Source organism: Xanthomonas prunicola (assembly GCF_002846205.1).
In the GTDB taxonomy this organism is placed as follows: Bacteria; Pseudomonadota; Gammaproteobacteria; order Xanthomonadales; family Xanthomonadaceae; genus Xanthomonas; species Xanthomonas prunicola.
In genome coordinates, this window is sequence record NZ_PHKV01000001.1 from 661,007 (window position 1) to 682,992 (window position 21,986).

Consider the following 21,986-nt stretch of genomic DNA (forward strand, 5'->3'; position numbering starts at 1 on the left):
GCCAGGCGTCCGGCGCGCAAGCGCCAGACGCACAAGGCCACGCCCACCGCGTGCCGCGTCAATCCCTCAGGCCGGTCTCCGGGCTCGCGAGTGGAAGCTGGCGCTTCCGATGCCGCGCCTTCCCATGCCCATGCACAGTGGCGTATTGCGGCATCTGACCTCGCCCACCGTTGCGGGGGCAGCTCCGGAATTGCAGTTCGCCAAGGCGACCCGCGCACCGGATTCCCGTTTAAACCACCGGCAAGCCGGCAGTCACCTCAGGGGCGCGCATGGTAGCAGGATTGGCTGACACCTCAGATGTCTCCGGCGAGCGGCAGGGCGCCGCGCGTCGCCACGCGCGGGGTGGTGCATTGCCAGGTCCTGCTCCGCCGGGAAACGGCGCGTAGCACCGGATGAGGGTATGGGCCCCGCCCAAGGCACGCTTCATGCCCCTACAGCTCAAGAGACAGGTCACAACGTGCACGGCGATCATTGTCGCATTTATGCGGCAAGCCCTATTGAGTAAACCGCTTCGTCTGGCAGCAAGTCGGTCGCTGCGGAACGATCGTCGGCACAGACAAGCGCGTGAATGCTGTGCGCCAGCGGCGTAACGTCGGTGATCCGCTGAATCCACTCGCTCACATACAACGCGACAGCCTCCTTGCTGAGGCCGATCTGGATGGCGCGATGCGGTAGCGGCTGCAGCGACAGATCGCGCTCCGGATCCCACTGAATCCGCACCGGGGAGCGGTTCTTGCGCTGCTCCCATTCGTCATGACGCGTGCCGGGCTCGGGATGGCTTGGACAGCTGTGCGCCAGCGCCCACTCGAAACCTTCGCGCGTGATATCGATGGCGAGAATGCGCTTCTGGCCTGCGTCCTTATAGCCCCAGCCGGCGCGGTACATCATCCAAAGGAACGACGGCTTGATCCACCTCATCCGCTCCATCTTGAAGGGCGGACTGATGAATTTTTGATGCTTCAGAGCGCTATCGGCAATTTCGTCTGAATACGCCTGGTATACCCGGATAAGCTGTTCATCATAAACGGCACGAATCTGTCGCGTCGGAATAGATGTCTTCATGACGTCGTATCTATCTTGAGCGTGTGATGCGATTGAGGGATGGCGTACGCGTTACCGAGATTAGAACAAGGCCATTGCCCGCATCGCGCAAAGGATGAGTGACGGGCGAAGACTTGTTCTGCCTTCAGCCAGGCGCGTGATGTCATCTGCAATGCATACCATCTCAAGCAGATCGCCCCGCGCTGCAGAACGATCTGCCCTCATGCGCTCAGCCCTTGGTAAATACCAGCCGTCCACCCTCGGCACGCACGCGCACGGTGTCGCCACTGAGGTACTGGCCGGACAAGATCTGCTGGGCCAGCGGGTTCTCCACCTGCGACTGGATCGCGCGCTTGAGTGGGCGTGCGCCGTACACCGGGTCGAAGCCGACATTGCCCAGCAATTCCAGCGCGGCATCGTCCAGGTCCAGCTTGAGACCACGCTCGGCCAGGCGTTTTTCCAGGCCTTGCAACTGGATGCGCGCAATCGATTTGATCTGCGCCTTGTCCAGCGGATGGAACACCACGATGTCGTCGAGCCGGTTGATGAACTCCGGGCGGAAATGCGCCTGCACCACGCCCATCACCGCCGCCTTCATCTGCGTATACGCCTCGGCGCTGCCATCGCCGGACAGTTCCTGGATCTGGTGCGAGCCCAGATTGGAGGTCATCACGATGACGGTGTTGCGGAAGTCCACGGTGCGGCCCTGACCATCGGTGAGACGGCCATCGTCGAGCACCTGCAGCAGGATGTTGAAGACATCGGCATGCGCTTTTTCCACCTCGTCGAGCAGGATCAACGAATACGGGCGCCGACGCACTGCCTCGGTCAGATAGCCACCTTCTTCATAGCCCACGTAGCCCGGAGGCGCACCGATCAGGCGCGACACCGAATGCTTCTCCATGAACTCGCTCATGTCGATGCGGATCATCGCCTCGGTGCTGTCGAACAGGAAGTCCGCCAGCGCCTTGCACAACTCGGTCTTGCCCACGCCGGTCGGGCCCAGGAACAGGAACGAGCCGCTCGGGCGATTGGGATCGGACAGGCCCGCACGCGAGCGACGCACTGCGTCGGAGACGACCTTGATCGCCTCGTTCTGACCGACCACGCGCTGATGCAGCTCCTCTTCCATGCGCAGCAGCTTGTCGCGTTCGCCCTCGAGCATCTTGTTGACCGGAATGCCGGTCCAGCGCGACACCACCTCGGCGATTTCCTCGGCCGTCACGCGGTCCTGTACCAGCTTGAAGTCGTGGTGTTCGACCTCGTTGGCCAGCAGCATCTGCTTTTCCAGCTGCGGCAGCACGCCGTACTGGATCTCGCTCATCTTGGCGTAGTCCTGGCGCCGCTGTGCCGCTTCCAGTTCCAGCTTGGCATGCTCGATCTGCTCCTTGATCTTGGTGGTGCCCTGCAGCGCAGCCTTCTCGGATTTCCACAACTCGTTGAGGTCGTAGAACTCGCGCTCCAGCTTGTCGATATCGCTTTCCAGATCGGCCAGACGCTGGCGCGAGGCCTCGTCCTTTTCCTTCTTCAACATCTCGCGCTGGATCTTGAGCTGGATCAGGCGGCGCTCCAGTCGGTCGAGTTCTTCCGGCTTGGAGTCGATCTCCATGCGGATGCGCGAGGCGGCTTCGTCCATCAGGTCGATCGCCTTGTCCGGCAGCTGGCGGTCGGTGATGTAGCGGTTGGAGAGCGTGGCAGCCGCGACGATCGCCGGATCCGTGATCTCCACGCCGTGATGCACCGCGTAACGCTCTTTCAACCCACGCAGGATCGCGATGGTGTCTTCCACCGTCGGCTCGCCCACGAACACCTTCTGGAAGCGACGCTCCAACGCCGCGTCCTTTTCGATGTACTTGCGGTACTCGTCGAGCGTGGTGGCGCCGATGCAATGCAGCTCGCCGCGCGCCAGTGCGGGCTTGAGCATATTGCCAGCATCCATCGCGCCGTCAGCCTTGCCAGCGCCGACCATGGTGTGCAGCTCGTCGATGAACAGGATGATCTGGCCTTCGTTCTTCGAAAGGTCGCTGAGCACCGCCTTTAGCCGTTCTTCGAACTCGCCGCGGAACTTGGCGCCAGCGATCAGCGCACCCATGTCCAGCGACAGCACGCGCTTGCCGCGCAGGCCCTCGGGCACTTCGCCATTGATGATGCGTTGGGCCAGGCCCTCGACAATGGCGGTCTTGCCCACGCCGGGCTCGCCGATCAGCACCGGGTTGTTCTTGGTGCGGCGCTGCAGGACCTGGATGGTGCGGCGGATTTCTTCGTCGCGACCAATCACCGGATCGAGCTTGCCGCTTTCGGCACGCGCGGTCAGGTCGATGGTGTATTTCTCCAGCGCCTGGCGCTGCTCTTCGGCGTTTTCCGATTGCACGGTCTCGCCACCACGTAGCTTGTCGATGGCCGCCTCGATCTTCTTCTTGTCGCCACCGGCCGCGCGCAACGCCACGCCCAGCGGGCTGGCATCGTCAGCGGCGGCCAGCACGAACCATTCGCTGGCGATGAACGCGTCGCCATGTTGCTGGGCGAGCTTGTCGGTCTGGTTGAGCAGCCGATTGAGGTCGTTGCCGATCGACAGATTGCCTTCCTGCCCGGAGACCTTGGGCAGCGTGTCCAGCGCTTCGCCCAGCCGCTCGCGTAGCAGCGGCACGTTGACGCCGGCCTGCGACAACAGCGGGCGCGTACTGCCGCCGCTCTGGTCCAGCAGCGCGGCCAGTACGTGCACCGGCTCGATGATATTGTGGTCGCGGCCCACGGCCAGCGACTGCGCGTCGGCCAGCGCCTGCTGGAACCGCGAGGTGAGCTTGTCCATCCGCATGGGAAATCCTCTTAACCGGTGGCCGCCATTAGCGGCGATACCGTGCAGATGCGGCTGCTGAGCGGCGTTTCAAGGTCTGCCGCTACGGGAAATCGGCAGTTGATAGGCTCCTGCCGCCCCAGGCGAGCTTGGCGAAGGCATTTCGCGCAGGCGGTCTTCTGTCGCAACTGCGCGGTCCGTGCTGCAGCTTCGTAGGAGTGGCAGCTGCAAGGAGCGCGGCCCAGGCTCCGCGCACGGCCCCAGACGGTCCGATACGGCTGCGGCACTGCGTGGACCGTCGCCCAGCGTGCCGGAATTCACGCGCAGTGGCCCGCGGGGCATCACCTGACTCCGGCACTTGCGCCGCCGTTAGCCGACGCGACAGCACCTACCTCTGGATTACACGCTGCGCAGACCCTCGCCAGTGGCGATAATGCGCGCATGGATGCAACCAAGCCCTGGCACCTCTACCTGTTGCTGTGTCGCAGCGGCAGCTATTACGCCGGAATCACCAACGATCTGGAGCGACGCTTCCAGGCGCATCTGCGTGGCACCGGTGCGCGTTACACGCGCGCCAATCCGCCCGTTCAGGTGCTCGCCAGTCGCACCTACCCGGACCGCGCCAGCGCATCACGTGCGGAGTGCGCACTCAAGCGCCAGCCACGTGCGCGCAAGCTTGCCTGGTTGCAGGCGCAGCCCGACGCTGCCGAGTCACACTCTGCTGACGCATCGATCACGCACCTCTAGCCATCGTTTTTCTACCCTGCAGCGCCCTCGATGACGGAGCCGCGCATGCACTATCAGCTCTATTACTGGACCGGCCTGCAAGGCCGTGGCGAGTTCGTGCGACTTGCCCTGGAAGATGCCGGCGCGGCCTATACCGATATGGCCCGCACCCACGGCGACGAGGTCATGACTGAGTTTCTGGAAGACGGGCACGCGGGTGCGCGACCGTTCGCACCGCCGTTTCTCAAGACCGGCGACGTCGTGGTGGCGCAGGTCGCGGCAATCCTGCACTTCATCGGGCCGCAATTACAGCTCGTGCCCGAATCGGACCCGCAGCGCCTGCAGGCTCTGCAACTGCAGATGACGATCGCCGATCTTGTCGCCGAGGTGCATGACACGCACCACCCGATTGCGACCGGCCTGTATTACCAAGACCAACGAGCCGAAGCGGCCAGGCGTGCACAAGACCTGCGCGACAACCGCCTGCCCAAATTCCTGGGTTATTTCGAGCAGGTATTGCAGCAGGCCGGTGGCATGCATGTGCTCGGCACGCATTCGTATGTGGATCTGTCGCTGTTTCAGTTGGTCAGCGGGCTGGAGTACATGTTCCCCAAGCGCATGGCGACACTTGCGCATCACGTGCCCGGCCTGAAGGCGCTGCAGCAGCGCGTGGCAACGCGGCCGCGGGTTGCGGCGTACCTCGCTTCCGATAGACGCGTGGCTTTCAACACGAATGGCATCTTCCGCCATTACCCGGAGTTGGATGCGGCATAGGCGCAAACGCAGGGCTGTCGCGTAATGGAGTGCGACAGGCTGGCGATACGTAGCGCTATGTCGCTCGGTGGTGTGATCGACCACCCAATGGCAGGCGAGTGGACGTAACCAGGTGTGCCCCAGCGCTGCGTGCACATGCGGCCTTGCCTGTGCCAAGACCTGCAAGGCCGCATGACATGCGGCCTTTAGACTCGCATGATGAAGACGCGAGCGACCTCAGGGCCCTTGCAGCAGCGCGGTGCGAATCCGCTGCAGTTGTGCCTTCACTGCAGCAGCTTGCGTTGGCCCCAGCCGCAGCAGCGCCTTCTGCCCCACCGACAACGCCTCCAGCGATGCATCCGTAAAGCGGTATCTGCCACGTTCGTCACGTTGTAGCTCGATCGGCTGCTTCGGCTCAGGCGTGCGCAACAGGTGATCGATCACGTCGATGACGCGGTCGTTGAAGTAACGATCCGGCGCACCCAGATCCGCATATGCCTGTTGGAATAACGGATAAAAGCGCACATAGCTGCGCGCCATGCTTTGCGCATCCACACTGGTGAATGCAGCCACGTAAGGCGCGTAGCGCGCCGCATTGGTCTGATCGATCACCTGGCGGTCGCCTGCACTGGAGACCTGCAACTCGCCGGGCACCGGCTGCAGCACCAGGGCACGGCGGCTGATACTGGGCTGGGTGAGATTATCGATCATCACTACCACGCGTTCGATCAGGTGCTTGCGCAATACGATCGACAAGGCAGCGTCGTCCTTTACCAGCGCGCGCAGCACTTGCCACGCGGCGTCATCGCTTTGCGCCAATGCAGGAATCGCAGCATCGGCAGCATCGGCCGACGCTGCCGGCACCGGATGCCGTGGTTCGCTGCTCGCCGGTGCGGGTTGCGGGCTTACCGCCGCGGCTACCGCATTGGCGGTACGCGTGATCGGTGCGGGCAAGGTGGCTTCGGTGCCGGGCGGGCCGCCAAACAGCCACCAAGCGGCGCCGGCGATCACTGGGACCGCGAGCAACCATGGCCAGAGCGAGGATTTGCTTTGCATCGTGGAACTCCTGACATCGACAACATCCAAGGTACGACCGTGGGATGTCGCGGTGGTTCCATCGATTTTCGGTAGCGGCCCGTTTAACTGGGAACGTCGGGGACGCGATGCTCTTCCCGCACCCGGGACACCGCACCAGCCGGTTCGCTGACTGTTTTGTCGAAAGCCATGCACACCGAACATCCAGCCACGTCCTTGCCCGGCCACCGTCGCGGAACGTGACGCAACATGGATGCCGCGCAGGAGCACAAACAGACGGCCTTGCAGCGCGTCTGGCGATGGTGGGCTGGCAAGGCCCCTGCAGCAAACCTGCAGCGCCTTGCCTCTGCAATCGCCCCGCTTAGCCCGCGAAATCCAACCGCGCATTCACCCAGGCCGCAACGATGGCGGCTGCGACCTGATCGGCCTGCTTTGCCGGCATGCGCTTTTCGCGCACCAGCCAGGCGGCGGTGTCTGCGCGCACCTTGGGCAACAGCGCGCGCACGGCTTTGCGCTCGGCTGCCGGCCAGTCGCTGTCGTCGGCGGACCACGCAGCAATCGCCTGATCCGGATCGTTGCCGTAGCGCTTGCGCAGGTCCGGCTGCAAATAGAGTAACGGCGACACTGCTGCGCGCAGCGCAATGATTCGCCACTCGGCGTAGCTGGCGTAGCGGATGGTGCCGGCATCCTTGCTCAAGGCTTCGAGCAAGCCGGAGAAGCCGTCATCCAACTGCTTCCAGCTGGGCAGTGCGAACAGGCCACCGGGCGGCTCGCAGATCGGCGCGAAACTGTCGCGTGTCGAACCATACAAAGGCCCGAACGCGTCGTAGGCCGGCTCGCCTACCGCGGCGAAGACGAAGCAATGCACGTATGGGCGCTGCGTACTGTCGTCGCGTTCGATCCACATGCGCAACAGCGTCAGCACGCGCTCTTGCTGTTGCATCGTGGGCGTCCCCTCCACATCGTCGAGCAAGGAGGCTGCAAATGTGTCCGTCTTGCGCAACGCACTGCGCGCGCTGTCGAAACGCGCCGTCGCCAATGCCGCGTCCACGCCTGCGGCGGGCACGAATTGATGCAGATACGCCAGCCATGCCGATGCCAGCGGCGCGTCGTAGCCCTGCAACTGGCGCGCTGCGTCCGCAGGCGCTTTCGGAATGCTGGCGATGATGCGGTCCAGCGTTTGCTGCTGGCCATTGAGCGCCTTGCTTAGTGCGTCGACCCTCGCCTTCAGGATGCGCTGCAGGCAGTCATCCATCTTGGCGTCCTGCGCGCAGGCATTGCGCTGGCGCAGCCAAGCGCGCTGCTGATCGCGCACCGCAGCAACCGAGGTGCGCGGCGTGGTCTCCAGCACGCCGCGGTACGCCTCATCCAGCTGATCGTCGAGGTTGCCGAGCGCAGGCACTGCACACAGCCGCTTTTCCGCCGGCGTGCCCGCCTGCTTGCAATCGAATGAGGCCGACCATGCCACACCGGCGCTGAGCAACAACGCGCTGCCCACAAGGCACTGCGCAATGCGCGAACGATAGGTCACTGCACTGCCTGCTTGCGTGCCGGCAGTAGCGACAAGAGCAGCAAGGTCGCCGCCAGCGCAACGTAGGCGCCGACGAACTGCCAGCTGATCACGCGCGCCAGGCCTTGCAGCGACCACGGCAAATAGATGCCGCCGCGCGGGTCCACCGAATGGATCAATCCGAACAAGGTCAGCCCTGCAGCCACCAGCAAGAACACCGCGCCCCGTCGCAGACGTCCGTCGATCATCGCTGCCACCGTGGCGATCCACAGCATCGCGGTGATGATGAAGCCATTGCCCAGCGCGAAGATCACCGCCAGCTCCGGCAGCCCGTGACCATCGACCTTGGTGGTCAGCGCCACCAGCTGATCCGGTGCGATCCAGCCCGGCGCCTTGATGGTCAGCAGGTACGCCACCGAGGGCAGGAAACCCAGCACCATCGCACCGGCGTGCTGTTTGGGCGTGGCCTGGAACGCCTGCGTGGTGATGTCGATGGAGACGTACACAATGATCGGCGCCAGCACTGCCAGCGGTAGCCATTGCACCAGCCCGCTGATCACCCCGAGCATGCCGCCGATACCGATGAACAACCCGGTCAGCAGCGTGTAACCGGAGCGCGCGCCCATGTGTTTGTACGCAGGCTGGCCGATATAGGGCGTGGTCTGCGCCACACCGCCGCATACGCCGGCCACCAGCGTGGCCAAGGCTTCCACCAGCAGGATGTCGCGGGTGCGGTAATCGTCGCCAGCCGCGCGCGCGCTTTCGCTGACGTTGATGCCGCCCACCACCATCAATAAGCCGAATGGCAGCAGCAACGGCAGGTACGCCACCGTGGCCGGCAGGCCGTCAATGAAGCCGAGATTCGGCAACGGCAGTACGATCTGCGGCGGATTCCACACCGGCACGGTAAAACCTGGCGCACCCAATCCCGCCAGGCCGAGCCCGTAATACAGCGCGGTGCCGATCAAAAACGCCACCAGCACGCCGGGCAATTGGGTCGGCAGGCGGCCCTTGGCCAGCAGCACATACAACAGCAAGCCCAGGGTGACGAAACCGGCGACCGGCGAACGCAGCGTTTCCAATAGCGGCAACAAGCCCATCAGCACCAGCGCGATGCCGGCGATGGAACCGAGTAGGGCCGCACGCGGTAGTGCACGCGTCACTGCTTCGCCCACGAACGACAGCGCCAGCTTGAGCAGGCCCATCACCACCAATGCGGCCATGCCGAGTTTCCAGGTGGCGATGGCGGCGGCTTGTGGGTCCAGTCCCTGCGCCTTGAAACCGGCGAATGCCGGGCCGAGCACCAGCAGCGCCATGCCGATGCTGGTGGGCGCATCCAGGCCCAGCGGCATGGCGGTGACATCGTCGCGCCCGGTGCGTGCGGCCAGCCGCCGCGCCATCAGGGTGTACAGCAGATTGCCCACCAGCACGCCGAATGCGGTGCCCGGGAACATACGCCCGAAGACCACTTCGGCCGGGAACTGGAAGATGCCAACCAAGGCCATCGCGATGAAGCCCAGGATGGACAGATTGTCGACCACCAGGCCGAAGAAGCCATTGAGATCGCCAGCGACGAACCAGCGCGGCGGAGCCGCAGGACGCGAAGAAGGAGCCGACATGAGAACCAGGAAGCGTGGGGGTCGGCCGATGGTAGCTGCTGCACCGCAGGGGCGACAGCAATTGGATGGATCACTGCGTCTTCGGCACTGGCCTTACATCGCGCGCGTCTCGTCGATCGCCGCTGGCAGCGTGAAGTGGAATCGCCACGAATCATTTCCCCCGCGTTCCGCACAGGGACGTATCGCGCGCCGCAGATGCTTACCGCGCGACAGGCCCGCCCGTGGTCCCGCGCCATCAGCCTGAAGCCTGCTGGCGGGATTGCGTGTCGTCGCGCACCATGTCGACGAACGCGCGCAATGGCGCGGTCATCAGCCGGCTGGAGAAGTACAGCCGTGGGCCTTCGAACTGCGGCCACCAGTCGCGCAGTACCGGCATCAACGCGCCCGACTGCAGAAACGGATCGAGCCAGTTTTCGAAAGTTGCCACGACGCCACGGCCGCTGCACGCCAGGGCGATCGCTGCGGCCGCCGCATCCACGCCGATGATCAAGCGACCCGGCGGATCGATCCTCAGCGTTTCATCGCCGCGCTCGAATTCCCATTCCACCAACGCCCCACTGGAAAAACGCAACCGGATGCACTCGTGTTCGACGAGGGTATGCGGGGCCAACGGCGTCCCCTTGTGCGCCAGATAGTGCGGCGCTGCTGCGTAGGCCAATCGTTGCGACGGCAATCCGATCGGCACGGCGATCATGTCCTGGGCCAGATACTCGCCGTAACGGATGCCCGCATCGCAGCCGGCGGCGGTGATATCCACAAGCCGGTCTTCGACCACGATTTCGACGCGCACGTGCGGATGCAGCGTCAGGAAGCGGTCGATCAGCGGCGGCAGCATGTCGACCATGACCGCGCCGGTCACGTTCAACCGCAGCAGACCGCGCACCTGGTGTCGTGCATCGGCCACATCCTGCAGCGCGGCCCTGGCTTCGGTAAGAAGCGGGGACACCCGCTCGGCCAACCTGCGTCCTGCCTCGGTAGGCATCACGCTGCGCGTGGTGCGGATCAGCAGCGGCGCCCCGAGCCGTGCTTCGAGCTGGGCGATCTTGTCGCTGACGGTGGATGGCGACAGCCCGAGCCGTCGGGCCGCCGTGCGGAATCCCCCGCCCTCCAGCACTGCCAGGAAGATGGCCAGGTCATCCAGCCGCAGCGCATCCGCATTGTTCGCCATGGCGAACAGGCTATTCGCTTCCAGGTCGATTATCAAAGACCGCCGCACAGCCCTATCGTCGTTGCGACAGACGGTGCGGGTGATGGGCATTGCGCCCTCGGCTCCGCACATCCCTTCTCAACACAGCAGACAGGCATCAACCATGACAACCGGCATCTTGGGGATTCACCACGTGGGCATCGTCGTCCAGGACCTGGAGGCCAGCGCACGCTGGTATGCAGATCAGCTCGGCTTCCGACGCCTGCACGCCTTCGGCTTCCCGGGTGCCAAGGTCGTGTTCGTCGGGCTGGACAGGCTGCGGCTCGAGCTCATCCAGACCGAAGGCGCCACGCCGATGGCGGCCGAACGCGCCGAGCGCCAGAGCAACATCAGGCTCGGCGGCATCAACCATCTCGCCATCGCGGTGGACGACCTGGACCAGACCATCGACCGGTTACAGGCGAACGGCGTGGAGATCGCAGCGCCGCCCAGCGCCGTCCCGGACAGTGGCGGCGACCGCTTCGCCTTCATTCGCGACAACGAACGCATGCTGATCGAACTGTTTCAATCCGCAGCTTGATCGTACCCGGCGTAAGGCAATCGTCGCCCCCGCAGCGCGCGCCTGCGGGGGCGTGCAGCAGGGCGCGCTAAGTCAGGGCTTGACCGGACGCACCAGCCCACTCAGAACGACACCTCCACCGCCTGCCGCGACCACAGCACCGATTGGTGACCGGTGGCCTGCTTCCACGCCAGCCGGATCGCTTCGATGTCGTTACGCCGTTGCGGGGTGTCTTCGTGCAGGATCACCAGCACCTTGGTTCCCAGCCTGTTCGGTTCCTTGGCGCCGCGGAACAACCATTGGCCGTAGGCGTCGAACACGGTCAGGCCATCCGGAAAGCGCGGGGTCACTTCCTTGTCCAGGAATGCGCGCCACTGGGTCTCATCAATGGTGCGGGTCTGCGGGCGGTCGGCCGGGCCGGTTTCTTCGCCCACGCCAAAATACAGCTCGCTGCGCACCCAACCGCGCGCCGCTGCTGGCCGCGCCGCGTCGCCCTGCAGGCTGGCGGTGGTTGAGCTCGGCGTGCCGCCGGGGGTGGTGGCGCAGGCGGACAGCGCCAACGTGGCGGCAAGCAGGCAGGACGGCAGCAACTTCATCGACTTCTCCACAACGGGTCTGGGGCGGAACAGGGCTTCGGGGCAGGCTCATGCAAGGCCGATATCAGCTCATGCCAGCGTGCGCGCACTGTGCCATCTCGCGCCGGCCTGAACAACGCGATAATATCTCTCCATCCGGATGAATGTGGACATCCGAACCCCTTTGCGCCCCAGCCCGGCCGGATGCCGACCGCGCGGCGCGTGTCGTTCGCAAGTTGCAGGAGAACAGCATGACCCGCCCCACCCTTTCGGTTATCGGCTTGGCCATCGCCGCCGTGCTCAGCGCCAACGCGCAGGCCCAGCAGGCCGATGCCGGCGCCACCACGCTGGACACCGTGATCGTCACCGGCACCCGTGCCAGCGACCGCACCGTGCTGGAATCGACCGTGCCGGTGGACGTGCTCACCGCCGAGGACATCCGCAAGGCCGGCGTGGTCAATGGCGAACTTGGCAGTGCGCTGCAGGCGCTGCTGCCCTCGTTCAATTTCCCGCGCCAGTCCAACTCCGGCGGCGCCGACCATATCCGTGCTGCACAGTTGCGCGGGCTTTCGCCCGATCAAGTGCTGGTGCTGGTCAACGGCAAGCGCCGGCATACCTCGGCACTGGTCAATACCGACAGCAAGATCGGCAAGGGCACCACGCCGGTGGATTTCAATTCCATCCCGATCAACGCGATCAAGCGCATCGAAGTGCTGCGCGACGGTGCCGGCGCGCAATACGGCTCGGATGCGATTGCCGGTGTCATCAACGTGATCCTGGACGACAACCCGGAGCGCGGCGAGCTGGAAGCCAGCTTCGGCGCTTACAACACCGATGTAGAGCCGATCGATCGCCGCGTCACCGATGGCCAGACCAGCTACGCCAGCGCCAAGGTCGGCAGCCTGCTCGGCGATGACGGCGGCTTCTTCAAGGTCGGCCTGGAGCTGAAGAATCGCGAGGCGACCAACCGCGCCGGCTTCGACCAGATTCCGTCGTTCGAAGAACAGACCCCAGCCAATCTGGCGCTGAAGGGCCAGCGCAATTACGTGCTCGGCGATGGGGCCACCAAGGGCCTGAATGCCTGGCTCAACACCAAGGTTCCCTTCAGCGCCAGCGGCGAGTTCTATGCGTTCGGTACCTACAACCAGCGCGATACCGAAGGCGCCAATTATTTCCGTTACCCGGACAGCAGCGCCAACTGGCGCGAGATCTACCCCAACGGCTACCGCCCGATTTCCGAAGGCGAGAATCGCGACCTGCAACTCGTGGCCGGCGCGCGCGGGCAATGGGGTGACTGGGATTACGACGCCAGCGTCAACTACGGCCGTAACGACTTCACCTACCGGCTGCGCAATTCGCTCAATGCCTCGTTGGGGCCCACCAGCACCACGCGCTTCAAGACCGGCGATTTCGCCTTCGCGCAGACCGTGGGCAACGTCGACCTGACCCGCGTCTTCGATGCCGCCGGTGCCACCCATACCTTCGGTACCGGTGCCGAGTTCCGCCGTGAGCAGTACCGCACCCATGCCGGCGACCCGGCAAGCTACGCGGCTGGCCCGTTCACCGACCGTCCCACCGGCTCGCAGGCCGGCGGCGGGCTCACCCCGCAGGACGAAGCCGACCTGTCCCGTAACGTGGCCAGCGCCTACGCCAATGTGTCCAGCCAGTTCGGCGACAAGTTCTCCACCGATCTGGCTGGCCGCTACGAGCATTACCAGGATTTCGGCAGCCAATGGACCGGCAAGCTGGCCGCACGTTATGCATTCGATCCGGCCTTTGCGCTGCGTGGCGCCATCTCCAACAACGTGCGTGCGCCTTCGCTCAGCCAGATCGGTTACGAAGCCACCTCCACCGGTTATGACGCCGCCGGCCGCCTGACCCAGGGGCGCTTGCTGTCGGTCAACAACCCCATCGCGCGCGGCCTCGGCGCCACGGATCTCAAGCCGGAAAAGTCGGTCAACTACAGCCTGGGCTTCACCAGCAAGCTGGGCGATCACTTCGACCTGTCGCTGGACTTTTTCCAGATCGATATCGACGACCGCATCGCGCTGTCCGAAGACATCACCGGCGATGCGTTGACCAGCTTCGTGCAGCAGAACTACGGCGTCACCGGCGTACAGAGCGCCAGCTACTTCCTCAACGCTGCCGACACCCGCACCCGCGGCGCCGAGTTGGTCGCCAACTGGCGTCAGTACGCCTTCGGCGGCGATCTGTTGCTGACCGGCACCTACAGCTACGCCAAGACCGAACTGGAAAACATCATCGCCACCCCGGCGCAGGTGCTGGCATTGAACCCGGAGTACGTGCTGTTTGGCGTGGAAGAAAGCAACACGCTCACCGACGCCGCACCGCGCACGCGTGCCGCGCTTGCTGCCAACTGGAGCAACGAGCACTGGAACCTGCAAACGCGCGTGAACCGCTATGGCAGTGCGACCCGCGTGTTCGATTTCGGCGGCGGCTTCGTCCCCCGCCAGACCTACGGCGCCGAATGGCAACTGGATCTGGAAGCCGAGTATCACCTGGGCGCGCAGTGGACGCTGGCCATCGGCGGCCAGAACATCCTGGACAATTACTCGGATCGCTCCATCGACGACATCGCCTACTTCGGCAATCTGCCCTACGACGTGCTCTCGCCGATCGGCAGCAACGGCGCGTATTGGTATGGGCGCGTGCGGTATACGTTCTGATACGGGATTGGAGATTCGCGAGTCGGGATTGGCAAACGCAGCCCTGCTTGCGACCGCCCAATCCCGACTCCTCAGCCCCGCCGTTCCGTAACCTGAATCTCACACCTCATTGCGCACACTAGCGCAATGGCAGACGCGCATTCCCCCCTCCCGTCGCCGCCATTGCTGGACGATGCCTGCGCATTGTTTCTGGACGTGGATGGCACCCTTATCGACTTTGCCGACAGCCCCGAGGCAGTGCGGTTACTGCCCGAGGTGCGCGAGGCCATCGGCCTGCTGAGCGAGCGCCTCAACGGCGCCGTCGCACTGGTCAGCGGCCGGCCACTGGCCCAATTGGATGCCTTGTTCGCCCCGTTGCTGCTGCCGGCCGCCGGCCTGCACGGGCATGAACTGCGCAGCGATGTCGCTGCACGCGCAGCCATGCCGCAAGACACCTCCGAGTGGCTGCATGGCCTGCATCAACGTGCTGCCGCGCTCACGCGCCAACATCCGGGTGTGCTGGTCGAAGACAAAGGCGTCAGCGTGGCGCTGCACTGGCGCGCGCGGCCGCAGGCCGGCGCCGAGGTGCTCGCGTTCGCGCAGCAGGAAATCGCGCAGCTTTCCGGCTACCGCCTGCAGCCCGGCGATCATGTGGTCGAATTTGTTCCCGAGGGCAGCAATAAGGGCCTGGCGGTCGAACACCTGATGCAGCACAGCGTTTTTGCGGGACGCACGCCGGTGTTCGTGGGCGATGATCTCACCGACGAATTCGGCTTCGATGCCGCCAATCGGCTCGGCGGCTGGAGCGTGCTGGTGGGCGATCGCGCACAGACCAGCGCGCGCTTTCGCGTCGATGGCACCGCCGATGTCCACGCGTGGTTACAGCACAACGCACGCCGCCGCTAACCACCGCGCACCTTCTCTCACTTCAACAGGATCGTTTGTACTCCATGACCGAGCCAAACCTGGATCTGGGCGTCATCGGCAACTGTAGTTTTGGTGCATTGGTCGATCGGCAGGCTCGTGTGGTGTGGAGTTGCCTGCCGGCATTTGACGGCGATCCGGCCTTTTGCACGCTGCTCTCGCCCAAGACCGAAGGCGGCGACTTCGCCGTGGAACTGGAAGACTTCGTCGGCAGCGAGCAGCACTACCTGCCGAATACTGCCGTGCTGCGTACCGTGTTGCGCGACAGTAACGGCGGCGAAGTCGAAGTCATCGATTTTGCGCCGCGCTGGCGCAACAACGGGCGCTTCTATCGGCCAGTGAGCATCATTCGCCAGATCCGTCCGCTGAGCGGCAATCCGCGCATCATCGTGCGCGCCCGCCCGCTGGCCGACTGGGGTGGCCGCACGCCGGACACCACGTGGGGCAGCAATCATATTCGCTGGGTGTTGCCGGAATTCACCCTGCGCCTGACTACCGATGTACCGGTGCGCTTCGTGCGCGATGGTGTGCCGTTCGTGCTCAGCCACCCGGTCAATCTGGTGCTGGGTGTGGACGAATCGCTGACCCGTTCGCTCACCGGCTATGTGCAGGAAGCGCAGGAGCGCACCGAAGAATACTGGCGCGAATGGGTGCGCTATCTCTCCATCCCGCTGGACTGGCAGGAAGCGGTGATTCGCAGTGCGATCACGCTGAAGTTGTGCCAGTACGAAGACAGCGGCGCCATCATCGCGGCGATGACCACCTCGATCCCGGAAGCGCCCAATACCCCGCGCAACTGGGATTACCGCTATTGCTGGCTGCGCGATGCCGCCTTCGTGGTGCGTGCGCTCAACCGGCTTGGCGCCACCCGCACGATGGAGCAGTTCATCGGCTACATCTTCAACATCGCCACCGCCGACGGCACCCTGCAGCCGCTGTACGGCATCGGTTTCGAATCGCAATTGGAAGAACACGAAGTCGCCACGATGGATGGCTACCGCGGCATGGGCCCGGTGCGACGCGGCAACCTCGCGTGGATCCAGCAGCAGCACGATGTCTATGGCAGCGTGGTGCTGGCGTCCACACAGCTGTTCTTCGACCTGCGCCTGAAGGATCAGGGCGATGCAGATACCTTCCGCCGCCTCGAACCGCTAGGTGAGCGCGCCTATGCATTGCATAACGTGCCCGACGCCGGCCTGTGGGAATTCCGCGGCCGCGCCGAAGTGCATACCTATACCGCCGCGATGTGCTGGGCAGCATGCGACCGCTTGTCCAAGATCGCCGACAGGCTGGCGTTGCCCGAACGCATCACCTACTGGCGCGAGCGCGCAGACAGCATCCGCGAGCGCGTGTTGAACGAGGCCTGGAGCGACGAACACGGCCATTTCACCGACACGCTCGGTGGCCATCGGCTGGATGCATCGTTGTTGCTGTTGGCTGACATCGGCATCGTGGCCAACGACGACAGCCGCTTCGTTCGTACGGTCGAAGCGGTCGGTCGCGTGCTCAAGCATGGCGATGCGCTGTACCGCTACATTGCACCGGATGACTTCGGTGAGCCGGAAACCAGCTTCACCATTTGCACCTTCTGGTACATCGATGCGCTGGCGGCGATCGGGCGCAAGGACGAGGCGCGTGAATTGTTCGAGCGCATCCTTTCGCGCCGCAATCACCTGGGCTTGCTGTCGGAAGACCTATCGTTCGAAGACGGCGAAGCCTGGGGCAATTTCCCTCAGACCTATTCGCATGTTGGCTTGATCATTGCAGCGATGCGCTTGTCGCGGAGCTGGCAGGAGGCGTCATGAGTCGTTTGGTAGTGGTATCCAACCGTGTTGCAGTGCCCGGCGAAAATCGCGCTGGCGGCCTGGCGGTTGGCCTATTGGCTGCGCTGAAAGAGCGCGGTGGCATGTGGTTCGGCTGGAGCGGCAAGACGGTGCGCGGCGACAGCGGCGGCATGCACGAACAGACCGAAGGCGACATCACCTTCGTCACCATGGACCTCAACAAGCGCGACATCGACTCCTACTACAACGGCTTTGCCAACCGCACGTTGTGGCCGCTGCTGCACTTCCGCCTGGACCTGGTCGATTACGACCGCGCCACCCGCGAAGGCTATATGCGCGTCAATCGGCTATTTGCCGAAAAGCTGGCGCCGCTGCTGAAAGACAGCGACACCTTGTGGATCCACGATTACCACATGATTCCGCTCGGCGCGATGCTGCGTGAGCTGGGGGTGGGCTGCAAGATGGGCTTCTTCCTGCATGTGCCGATGCCATCGGCCGATCTCGTGCAGGCGATGCCCGATCACGCGCGGTTGTTCAGTACGTTCTATGCGTACGACCTGGTCGGCTTCCAGACCCAGCGCGATGCCGAACGTTTCAAGGCGTATGTGCGCTTGTTCGGTGGTGGCCGCATTCTGGAAGGCGATCTGGTCGAAGGCCCGGGTGGACGGCGCTTCACGGCCTCCTCGTTCCCCATCGGCATCGACACCGACCTGATTGCCAATCAGGCCAAGGCGTCTGTCAGCAAGCAGGCAGTACGCGATCTGCGCGAGAGTCTGCGCGGGCGGCAGCTGGCCATCGGTGTGGATCGCCTGGATTATTCCAAGGGCCTGCCGGAACGCTTCCAGGGCTTCGAGCGCTATCTGGAGCGTTACCCGGATCAATCCGGCAGCCTGACCTATCTGCAGATCGCACCGGTCTCGCGCGGCGATGTCACCGAATACCGGCAATTGCGCAGCCAGCTGGAACAGATCGCCGGCCATATCAATGGTGGGCATGCGGGGCCGGACTGGACGCCGTTGCGCTACGTCAACCAGAACTTCAGCCACGCAACATTGACCGGTTTCTATCGCGCTGCATCGGTGGGCCTGGTGACGCCGCTGCGCGATGGCATGAACCTGGTCGCCAAGGAATTCATCGCCGCGCAGGATCCTGAAAATCCGGGCGTGCTGGTGCTTTCATTGCTGGCCGGCGCGGCCGACGAAATGAAGGAGGCGCTGCTGGTCAATCCGCATGATCTGGACGGCGTGGCCGACGCGATTGCGACAGCAGCGAGCATGCCGCTGGCAAGCCGCATCGAACGCTGGCACGCAATGATGGATCACCTGCGCAAGAACAACATCAACCATTGGCGCCAGCGCTATCTAGAAGCGCTTTCCGAGGTCTAGACATCACCCTTCTTCCGGGACATTGGCCCCCTTGATGCGGGAGAAGGCGTTCGAAGGGCGGAGGCGGGTGCGGCCGCCAGTGACCGATGACGCTGTGCGCTTTCCACAACAAAGCGCGTCCTGACGCTGACGCAGCAAGCGGTTGCCAAGTCAGATAGAAACGACCGTGCCTGCACAAGGTAGGAAAACGTCGGACGTCGACAGTGTTCAGTTGCAGTCGACACGGCAGTCGCTGGGCAACACCGCCTGCGCTGTTACGCCCTGCCCTTCAGTCGCAGGCGCGATCAATCGCAGCGAATGTCCAACCCAGGTCTATCAACACACCTGGCAGCAGATGGTGCCAGGTACTCGAAATCTGCATGTTTTGGCTGTGCCAAACATGCAGGCTGGAACGCTGGTTCCTATTCCGTCACGGACAAAGGGCGCTGAGGGGTCTAAAATATTCACATGATTAGCGCTGAGGACCCTGGGAGGGGCTGCGCGTTCATAGCGTTCGATGTTCGTATTTAGATTGCAGCCGCGTCTTCGCCGCCTGCGATCTGTCTCCCTCCACGACTCGCCACCGCTCGCTGGTGCCTGAGTCCTTCCTGACATCTCAAAATGACTGATCAATCCTCAAAACGTGGGCTAGGCACCTGGTTGCTGGTGGCCTATGCAGTGGTGATCGCCGTGCTCGGTGCGGTGCTCGCCTACGAAGGTGGCCGCCTGGTGGCCGTCGGTGGCTCCTGGTATTACCTGATCGCGGGTATCGCCCTGTTCCTGGCGGGCGCATTGCTCGCGCTGGGCAAGCGTGCCGGCCTGTGGCTGTTTGGCGCGACCTTGGCCGGCACCATCGCCTGGGCGCTATGGGAAGTGGGCCTGGATGGCTGGGGTCTGGTGCCGCGCCTGGCGATGATGTCGGTGCTCGGTCTGCTGTTGCTGCCGTTCTGGGGCGTGGCGCGTCGGCGCATGTCGCCGCTACCCGGCGCCGGCTATGCGCTGGTGACCGGCGTGCTGCCGATCCTGGGTGCCGCGCTGATCCTGTGGCCGCTGCTGATGCCGCGCAATGTCGAACTGGCCGATGCCTCCACGCTGCCGGCGGACAGCGCGACAGCCTTCAGCCGCGGCACCGTGCCCAGCCCCGACGGCAACGTCGCGGCCAATCACGACGCCAGCAACTGGACCGCCTATGCCGGCTCCAATCTGTCCAACCACTACACGCCCGGTGCGCAAATCACCCCGGACAACGTGAAGAACCTCAAGGTGGCCTGGGAATTCCATACCGGCGACCTGAAGCCGGCCGGCTCCAAGCTGGGCTACGCTTTCCAGAACACCCCGCTCAAGATCGGCGACCTGCTATACATCTGCACCCCCACCCAGAAGGTGATCGCGGTGGAAGCGGCCAACGGCAAGGAGCGCTGGCGCTTCGATCCGCAGACCAACCCCAAGGCGATGGCTGGCGTTGCCGCCACCACCTGCCGTGGTGTGTCGTACTACCAGGCGCCGCAAGGCACCGCCGAGTGCCCGACCCGGATCTTCTGGCCGATGGTCGATGGCCGCCTCGGCGCGCTGGACGCGCAGACCGGCAAGCTCTGCACCAGCTTCGGCAACAACGGCTATGTCGATCTGAATGCCGGTACCGGCAACACCAAGCCGGGCTTCGTCGGCCCGACCTCGCCGCCGGTGGTGATGCGCGGTGTGGTGATCCAGCCCACCGGCCAGGTCCGCGATGGTCAGGAAGGCGATGCGCCGTCGGGCGTGGTGCGTGGCTTCGACGCGCTCACCGGCCAGCTGCGCTGGGCCTGGGACCTGGGCAACCCGGCAATCACCGCCGAGCCGCCGGCCGGCCAGACCTACACCCGTTCGACCCCGAACGTCTGGTCGCTGATGTCCGCCGACGATGAGCTCGGCCTGGTCTACCTGCCCACCGGCAACGCCTCCGGCGACTTCTTCGGCAAGGGCCGCACCCCGCAGGACGAGGAATACACCGCTTCCCTGGTCGCCGTGGATGCGGCCACCGGCAAGGAGCGTTGGCACTTCCGCACCGTCAACCACGACCTGTGGGATTACGACATCGGCCCGCAGCCGAACCTGGTCGATTGGCCGGTCGCTGGCGGCGGTACGCGTCCTGCGGTGATCCAGGCCACCAAGTCCGGCCAGGTGTTCGTGCTGGACCGCGCCACCGGTGCGCCGCTCATGCCGGTCAAGCAGATCGCCGTGCCGCAGGGCACCGATCACGGCGACTGGACCGCGGCCACCCAGCCGATCTCGCCGGGCATGCCCAATACCGTGGGCGCACCGAGCCGCGAGTACGAAACCATCATCGAATCCGACGCCTGGGGCATGACACCGTTCGACCAGCTGGCCTGCCGCATCCAGTTCAAGCAGCTGCGTTACGAAGGCATGTTCACCCCACCGACCCTGCAGGGCTCGCTGGCCTTCACCGGCAACCACGGCGGCATCAACTGGGGCGGCGTGTCGGTGGATCTGCAGCGCGGCATCATGGTGATGAACAGCAATCGCCTGCCCTACACCTTGCAGGTCTATACCCGCGAGAAAATGAACGAGCTGGGCGTGGTGTCGGTGTTCGACGGCAAGAGCAAGACGCCCGGCTATATGGCACAGAAGGGCCTGGCCTATGGCGCGCGCAAGGAACCGTGGATGTCGCCGCTCAACACGCCGTGCGTGGCACCGCCGTGGGGCTACATCGCCGGTGTGGACCTGCGCACGCAGCAGGTGCTGTGGCGCCGTCCGCTGGGCACCGGTTACGACCAGGGTCCAATGGGCATCCCGTCCAAGACCAAGTTCGAGATCGGCACGCCCAACAACAGCGGCTCGCTGGCCACCGCCGGCGGCGTGACCTTCATCGGCGCGACCCTGGACGACTTCATGCGCGGCTTCGACACCCGCACCGGCAAGCAGGTCTGGGAGACCCGCGTCCCCGCCGGCCCCCAGGCAGCGCCGATGAGCTACACCATCAACGGCCAGCAGTACATCGTGGCTGCCGTCGGTGGACACGACCGCATGGAAACCAAGTCGGGCGACAGCGTCATCGCCTGGGCGCTGCCGGACGATGCGCAGGCCGCGCCTGCCAAGTAATGGCGGCGCTCGACGTGTCGTGCAGCCAGGAGGTGTGCTGGTACGCAGAACCGCATGCAGTCAGCACTGCGTCGGCCACCGCGCATCATCCGCCTAGCGGCGGTCTGACCCTCGGCTAGCGCGACGTCGGCCCTGCGCTGACGGATGCACTCGATAAAACCGGTCGTCGCGAGACGGCCGGTTTTTTTGTGGGTGAATCTCACGATGCGATTGAACAGGTGGTGCGAAGCAACTGCTCACGCACAGGCGTTCTAAGGCGCGGCCACCGCACTGTCGCTGAGTGGTCTGAGCGTCGGACCTCGCTGCGCTACGCAGCCATCCAGCCGGCGATTCCATGCAGCGGAGTGGGCGTCCGACAGCATCGCGCGCGTCGTCGATAACCGAGCCATC

At 64.5% G+C, this 21,986-nt stretch carries 15 protein-coding genes and 1 riboswitch; of the genes, 8 read left to right on the plus strand and 7 right to left on the minus strand.

Annotated elements, in window-relative coordinates; genetic code table 11:
* Positions 1-52: 52 nt before the first annotated feature.
* Positions 53-275: riboswitch (cobalamin riboswitch) on the minus strand.
* Between the two features lie 205 nt (positions 276-480).
* Positions 481-1,062: a DUF4291 domain-containing protein gene (locus XpruCFBP8353_RS02950; RefSeq protein WP_101361846.1), complete on the minus strand. Its 582-nt coding sequence runs from the start codon at positions 1,060-1,062 to the stop codon at positions 481-483.
* Between the two features lie 208 nt (positions 1,063-1,270).
* Complete coding sequence (clpB, locus tag XpruCFBP8353_RS02955; protein WP_101361847.1) at positions 1,271-3,856, minus strand: ATP-dependent chaperone ClpB; 2,586 nt, start codon at positions 3,854-3,856, stop codon at positions 1,271-1,273.
* 420 nt (positions 3,857-4,276) lie between these two features.
* Here clpB and XpruCFBP8353_RS02960 point away from each other — a divergent pair, with 420 nt between their 5' ends.
* Together XpruCFBP8353_RS02960 and XpruCFBP8353_RS02965 are read left to right on the plus strand one after the other, a co-directional pair.
* Positions 4,277-4,582, plus strand: coding sequence for a GIY-YIG nuclease family protein (locus XpruCFBP8353_RS02960; RefSeq protein ID WP_101361848.1), 306 nt, complete (start codon positions 4,277-4,279; stop codon positions 4,580-4,582).
* Positions 4,583-4,627: 45 nt separating this feature from the next.
* Positions 4,628-5,335 carry a glutathione S-transferase gene (locus XpruCFBP8353_RS02965; RefSeq protein ID WP_101362448.1) on the plus strand — a complete coding sequence of 236 codons (708 nt, stop codon included), beginning with the start codon at positions 4,628-4,630 and terminating at the stop codon, positions 5,333-5,335.
* Positions 5,336-5,551: 216 nt separating this feature from the next.
* Here the strand turns inward: XpruCFBP8353_RS02965 and XpruCFBP8353_RS02970 are convergent, their stop codons facing one another.
* The 4 genes from XpruCFBP8353_RS02970 to XpruCFBP8353_RS02990 form a co-directional block, all read right to left on the minus strand.
* The gene (locus XpruCFBP8353_RS02970; RefSeq protein WP_101361849.1) at positions 5,552-6,370 is read right to left on the minus strand and encodes a DUF3014 domain-containing protein; all 819 of its coding nucleotides are present in this window, start codon (positions 6,368-6,370) and stop codon (positions 5,552-5,554) included.
* Positions 6,371-6,710: 340 nt separating this feature from the next.
* Positions 6,711-7,880: a lysozyme inhibitor LprI family protein gene (locus XpruCFBP8353_RS02980; RefSeq protein ID WP_101361850.1), complete on the minus strand. Its 1,170-nt coding sequence runs from the start codon at positions 7,878-7,880 to the stop codon at positions 6,711-6,713.
* Positions 7,877-9,478: a hypothetical protein gene (locus tag XpruCFBP8353_RS02985; protein WP_101361851.1), complete on the minus strand. Its 1,602-nt coding sequence runs from the start codon at positions 9,476-9,478 to the stop codon at positions 7,877-7,879. The genes XpruCFBP8353_RS02980 and XpruCFBP8353_RS02985 overlap by 4 nt, the downstream gene beginning before the upstream one ends.
* 235 nt (positions 9,479-9,713) lie before the next feature.
* The gene (locus tag XpruCFBP8353_RS02990; protein WP_101362449.1) at positions 9,714-10,646 is read right to left on the minus strand and encodes a LysR family transcriptional regulator; all 933 of its coding nucleotides are present in this window, start codon (positions 10,644-10,646) and stop codon (positions 9,714-9,716) included.
* 172 nt (positions 10,647-10,818) lie between these two features.
* On the opposite strand from XpruCFBP8353_RS02990, the gene XpruCFBP8353_RS02995 reads away from it, so the two are divergent.
* Entirely contained in the window at positions 10,819-11,205 is a 387-nt protein-coding gene (locus XpruCFBP8353_RS02995) for a VOC family protein (RefSeq protein ID WP_207759565.1), read from the plus strand.
* Between the two features lie 101 nt (positions 11,206-11,306).
* Here the strand turns inward: XpruCFBP8353_RS02995 and XpruCFBP8353_RS03000 are convergent, their stop codons facing one another.
* Positions 11,307-11,780: a DUF3574 domain-containing protein gene (locus XpruCFBP8353_RS03000; RefSeq protein WP_101361853.1), complete on the minus strand. Its 474-nt coding sequence runs from the start codon at positions 11,778-11,780 to the stop codon at positions 11,307-11,309.
* Positions 11,781-12,010: 230 nt separating this feature from the next.
* On the opposite strand from XpruCFBP8353_RS03000, the gene XpruCFBP8353_RS03005 reads away from it, so the two are divergent.
* The 5 genes from XpruCFBP8353_RS03005 (at position 12,011) to XpruCFBP8353_RS03025 (ending at position 21,596) form a co-directional block, all read left to right on the plus strand.
* The gene (locus XpruCFBP8353_RS03005) at positions 12,011-14,446 is read left to right on the plus strand and encodes a TonB-dependent receptor plug domain-containing protein (RefSeq protein WP_101362450.1); all 2,436 of its coding nucleotides are present in this window, start codon (positions 12,011-12,013) and stop codon (positions 14,444-14,446) included.
* 126 nt (positions 14,447-14,572) lie between these two features.
* On the plus strand, positions 14,573-15,331 hold the full coding sequence (gene otsB, locus XpruCFBP8353_RS03010) for a trehalose-phosphatase (protein ID WP_101361854.1): 759 nt from the start codon (positions 14,573-14,575) through the stop codon (positions 15,329-15,331).
* Between the two features lie 44 nt (positions 15,332-15,375).
* On the plus strand, positions 15,376-17,154 hold the full coding sequence (locus tag XpruCFBP8353_RS03015; protein WP_101361855.1) for a glycoside hydrolase family 15 protein: 1,779 nt from the start codon (positions 15,376-15,378) through the stop codon (positions 17,152-17,154).
* Positions 17,151-18,518 carry an alpha,alpha-trehalose-phosphate synthase (UDP-forming) gene (gene otsA, locus XpruCFBP8353_RS03020; RefSeq protein ID WP_101361856.1) on the plus strand — a complete coding sequence of 456 codons (1,368 nt, stop codon included), beginning with the start codon at positions 17,151-17,153 and terminating at the stop codon, positions 18,516-18,518. Before XpruCFBP8353_RS03015 ends, otsA begins: the two co-directional genes overlap by 4 nt.
* 639 nt (positions 18,519-19,157) lie before the next feature.
* Positions 19,158-21,596: a membrane-bound PQQ-dependent dehydrogenase, glucose/quinate/shikimate family gene (locus tag XpruCFBP8353_RS03025; RefSeq protein WP_207759588.1), complete on the plus strand. Its 2,439-nt coding sequence runs from the start codon at positions 19,158-19,160 to the stop codon at positions 21,594-21,596.
* The last annotated feature ends 390 nt before the right edge of the window (positions 21,597-21,986 follow it).

What these genes read in the sequence shown, in the direction of transcription:
- XpruCFBP8353_RS02970 (WP_101361849.1), bottom strand. Translation starts at nt 6,370, where the DNA reads ATGCAAAGCAAATCCTCGCTCTGGCCATGGTTGCTCGCGGTCCCAGTG.
- otsB (WP_101361854.1), top strand. Translation starts at nt 14,573, where the DNA reads ATGGCAGACGCGCATTCCCCCCTCCCGTCGCCGCCATTGCTGGACGAT.
- XpruCFBP8353_RS02950 (WP_101361846.1), bottom strand. Translation starts at nt 1,062, where the DNA reads ATGAAGACATCTATTCCGACGCGACAGATTCGTGCCGTTTATGATGAA.
- XpruCFBP8353_RS03005 (WP_101362450.1), top strand. Translation starts at nt 12,011, where the DNA reads ATGACCCGCCCCACCCTTTCGGTTATCGGCTTGGCCATCGCCGCCGTG.
- XpruCFBP8353_RS02990 (WP_101362449.1), bottom strand. Translation starts at nt 10,646, where the DNA reads ATGGCGAACAATGCGGATGCGCTGCGGCTGGATGACCTGGCCATCTTC.
- XpruCFBP8353_RS03000 (WP_101361853.1), bottom strand. Translation starts at nt 11,780, where the DNA reads ATGAAGTTGCTGCCGTCCTGCCTGCTTGCCGCCACGTTGGCGCTGTCC.
- XpruCFBP8353_RS02965 (WP_101362448.1), top strand. Translation starts at nt 4,628, where the DNA reads ATGCACTATCAGCTCTATTACTGGACCGGCCTGCAAGGCCGTGGCGAG.
- clpB (WP_101361847.1), bottom strand. Translation starts at nt 3,856, where the DNA reads ATGCGGATGGACAAGCTCACCTCGCGGTTCCAGCAGGCGCTGGCCGAC.
- otsA (WP_101361856.1), top strand. Translation starts at nt 17,151, where the DNA reads ATGAGTCGTTTGGTAGTGGTATCCAACCGTGTTGCAGTGCCCGGCGAA.
- XpruCFBP8353_RS03015 (WP_101361855.1), top strand. Translation starts at nt 15,376, where the DNA reads ATGACCGAGCCAAACCTGGATCTGGGCGTCATCGGCAACTGTAGTTTT.
- XpruCFBP8353_RS02960 (WP_101361848.1), top strand. Translation starts at nt 4,277, where the DNA reads ATGGATGCAACCAAGCCCTGGCACCTCTACCTGTTGCTGTGTCGCAGC.
- XpruCFBP8353_RS02985 (WP_101361851.1), bottom strand. Translation starts at nt 9,478, where the DNA reads ATGTCGGCTCCTTCTTCGCGTCCTGCGGCTCCGCCGCGCTGGTTCGTC.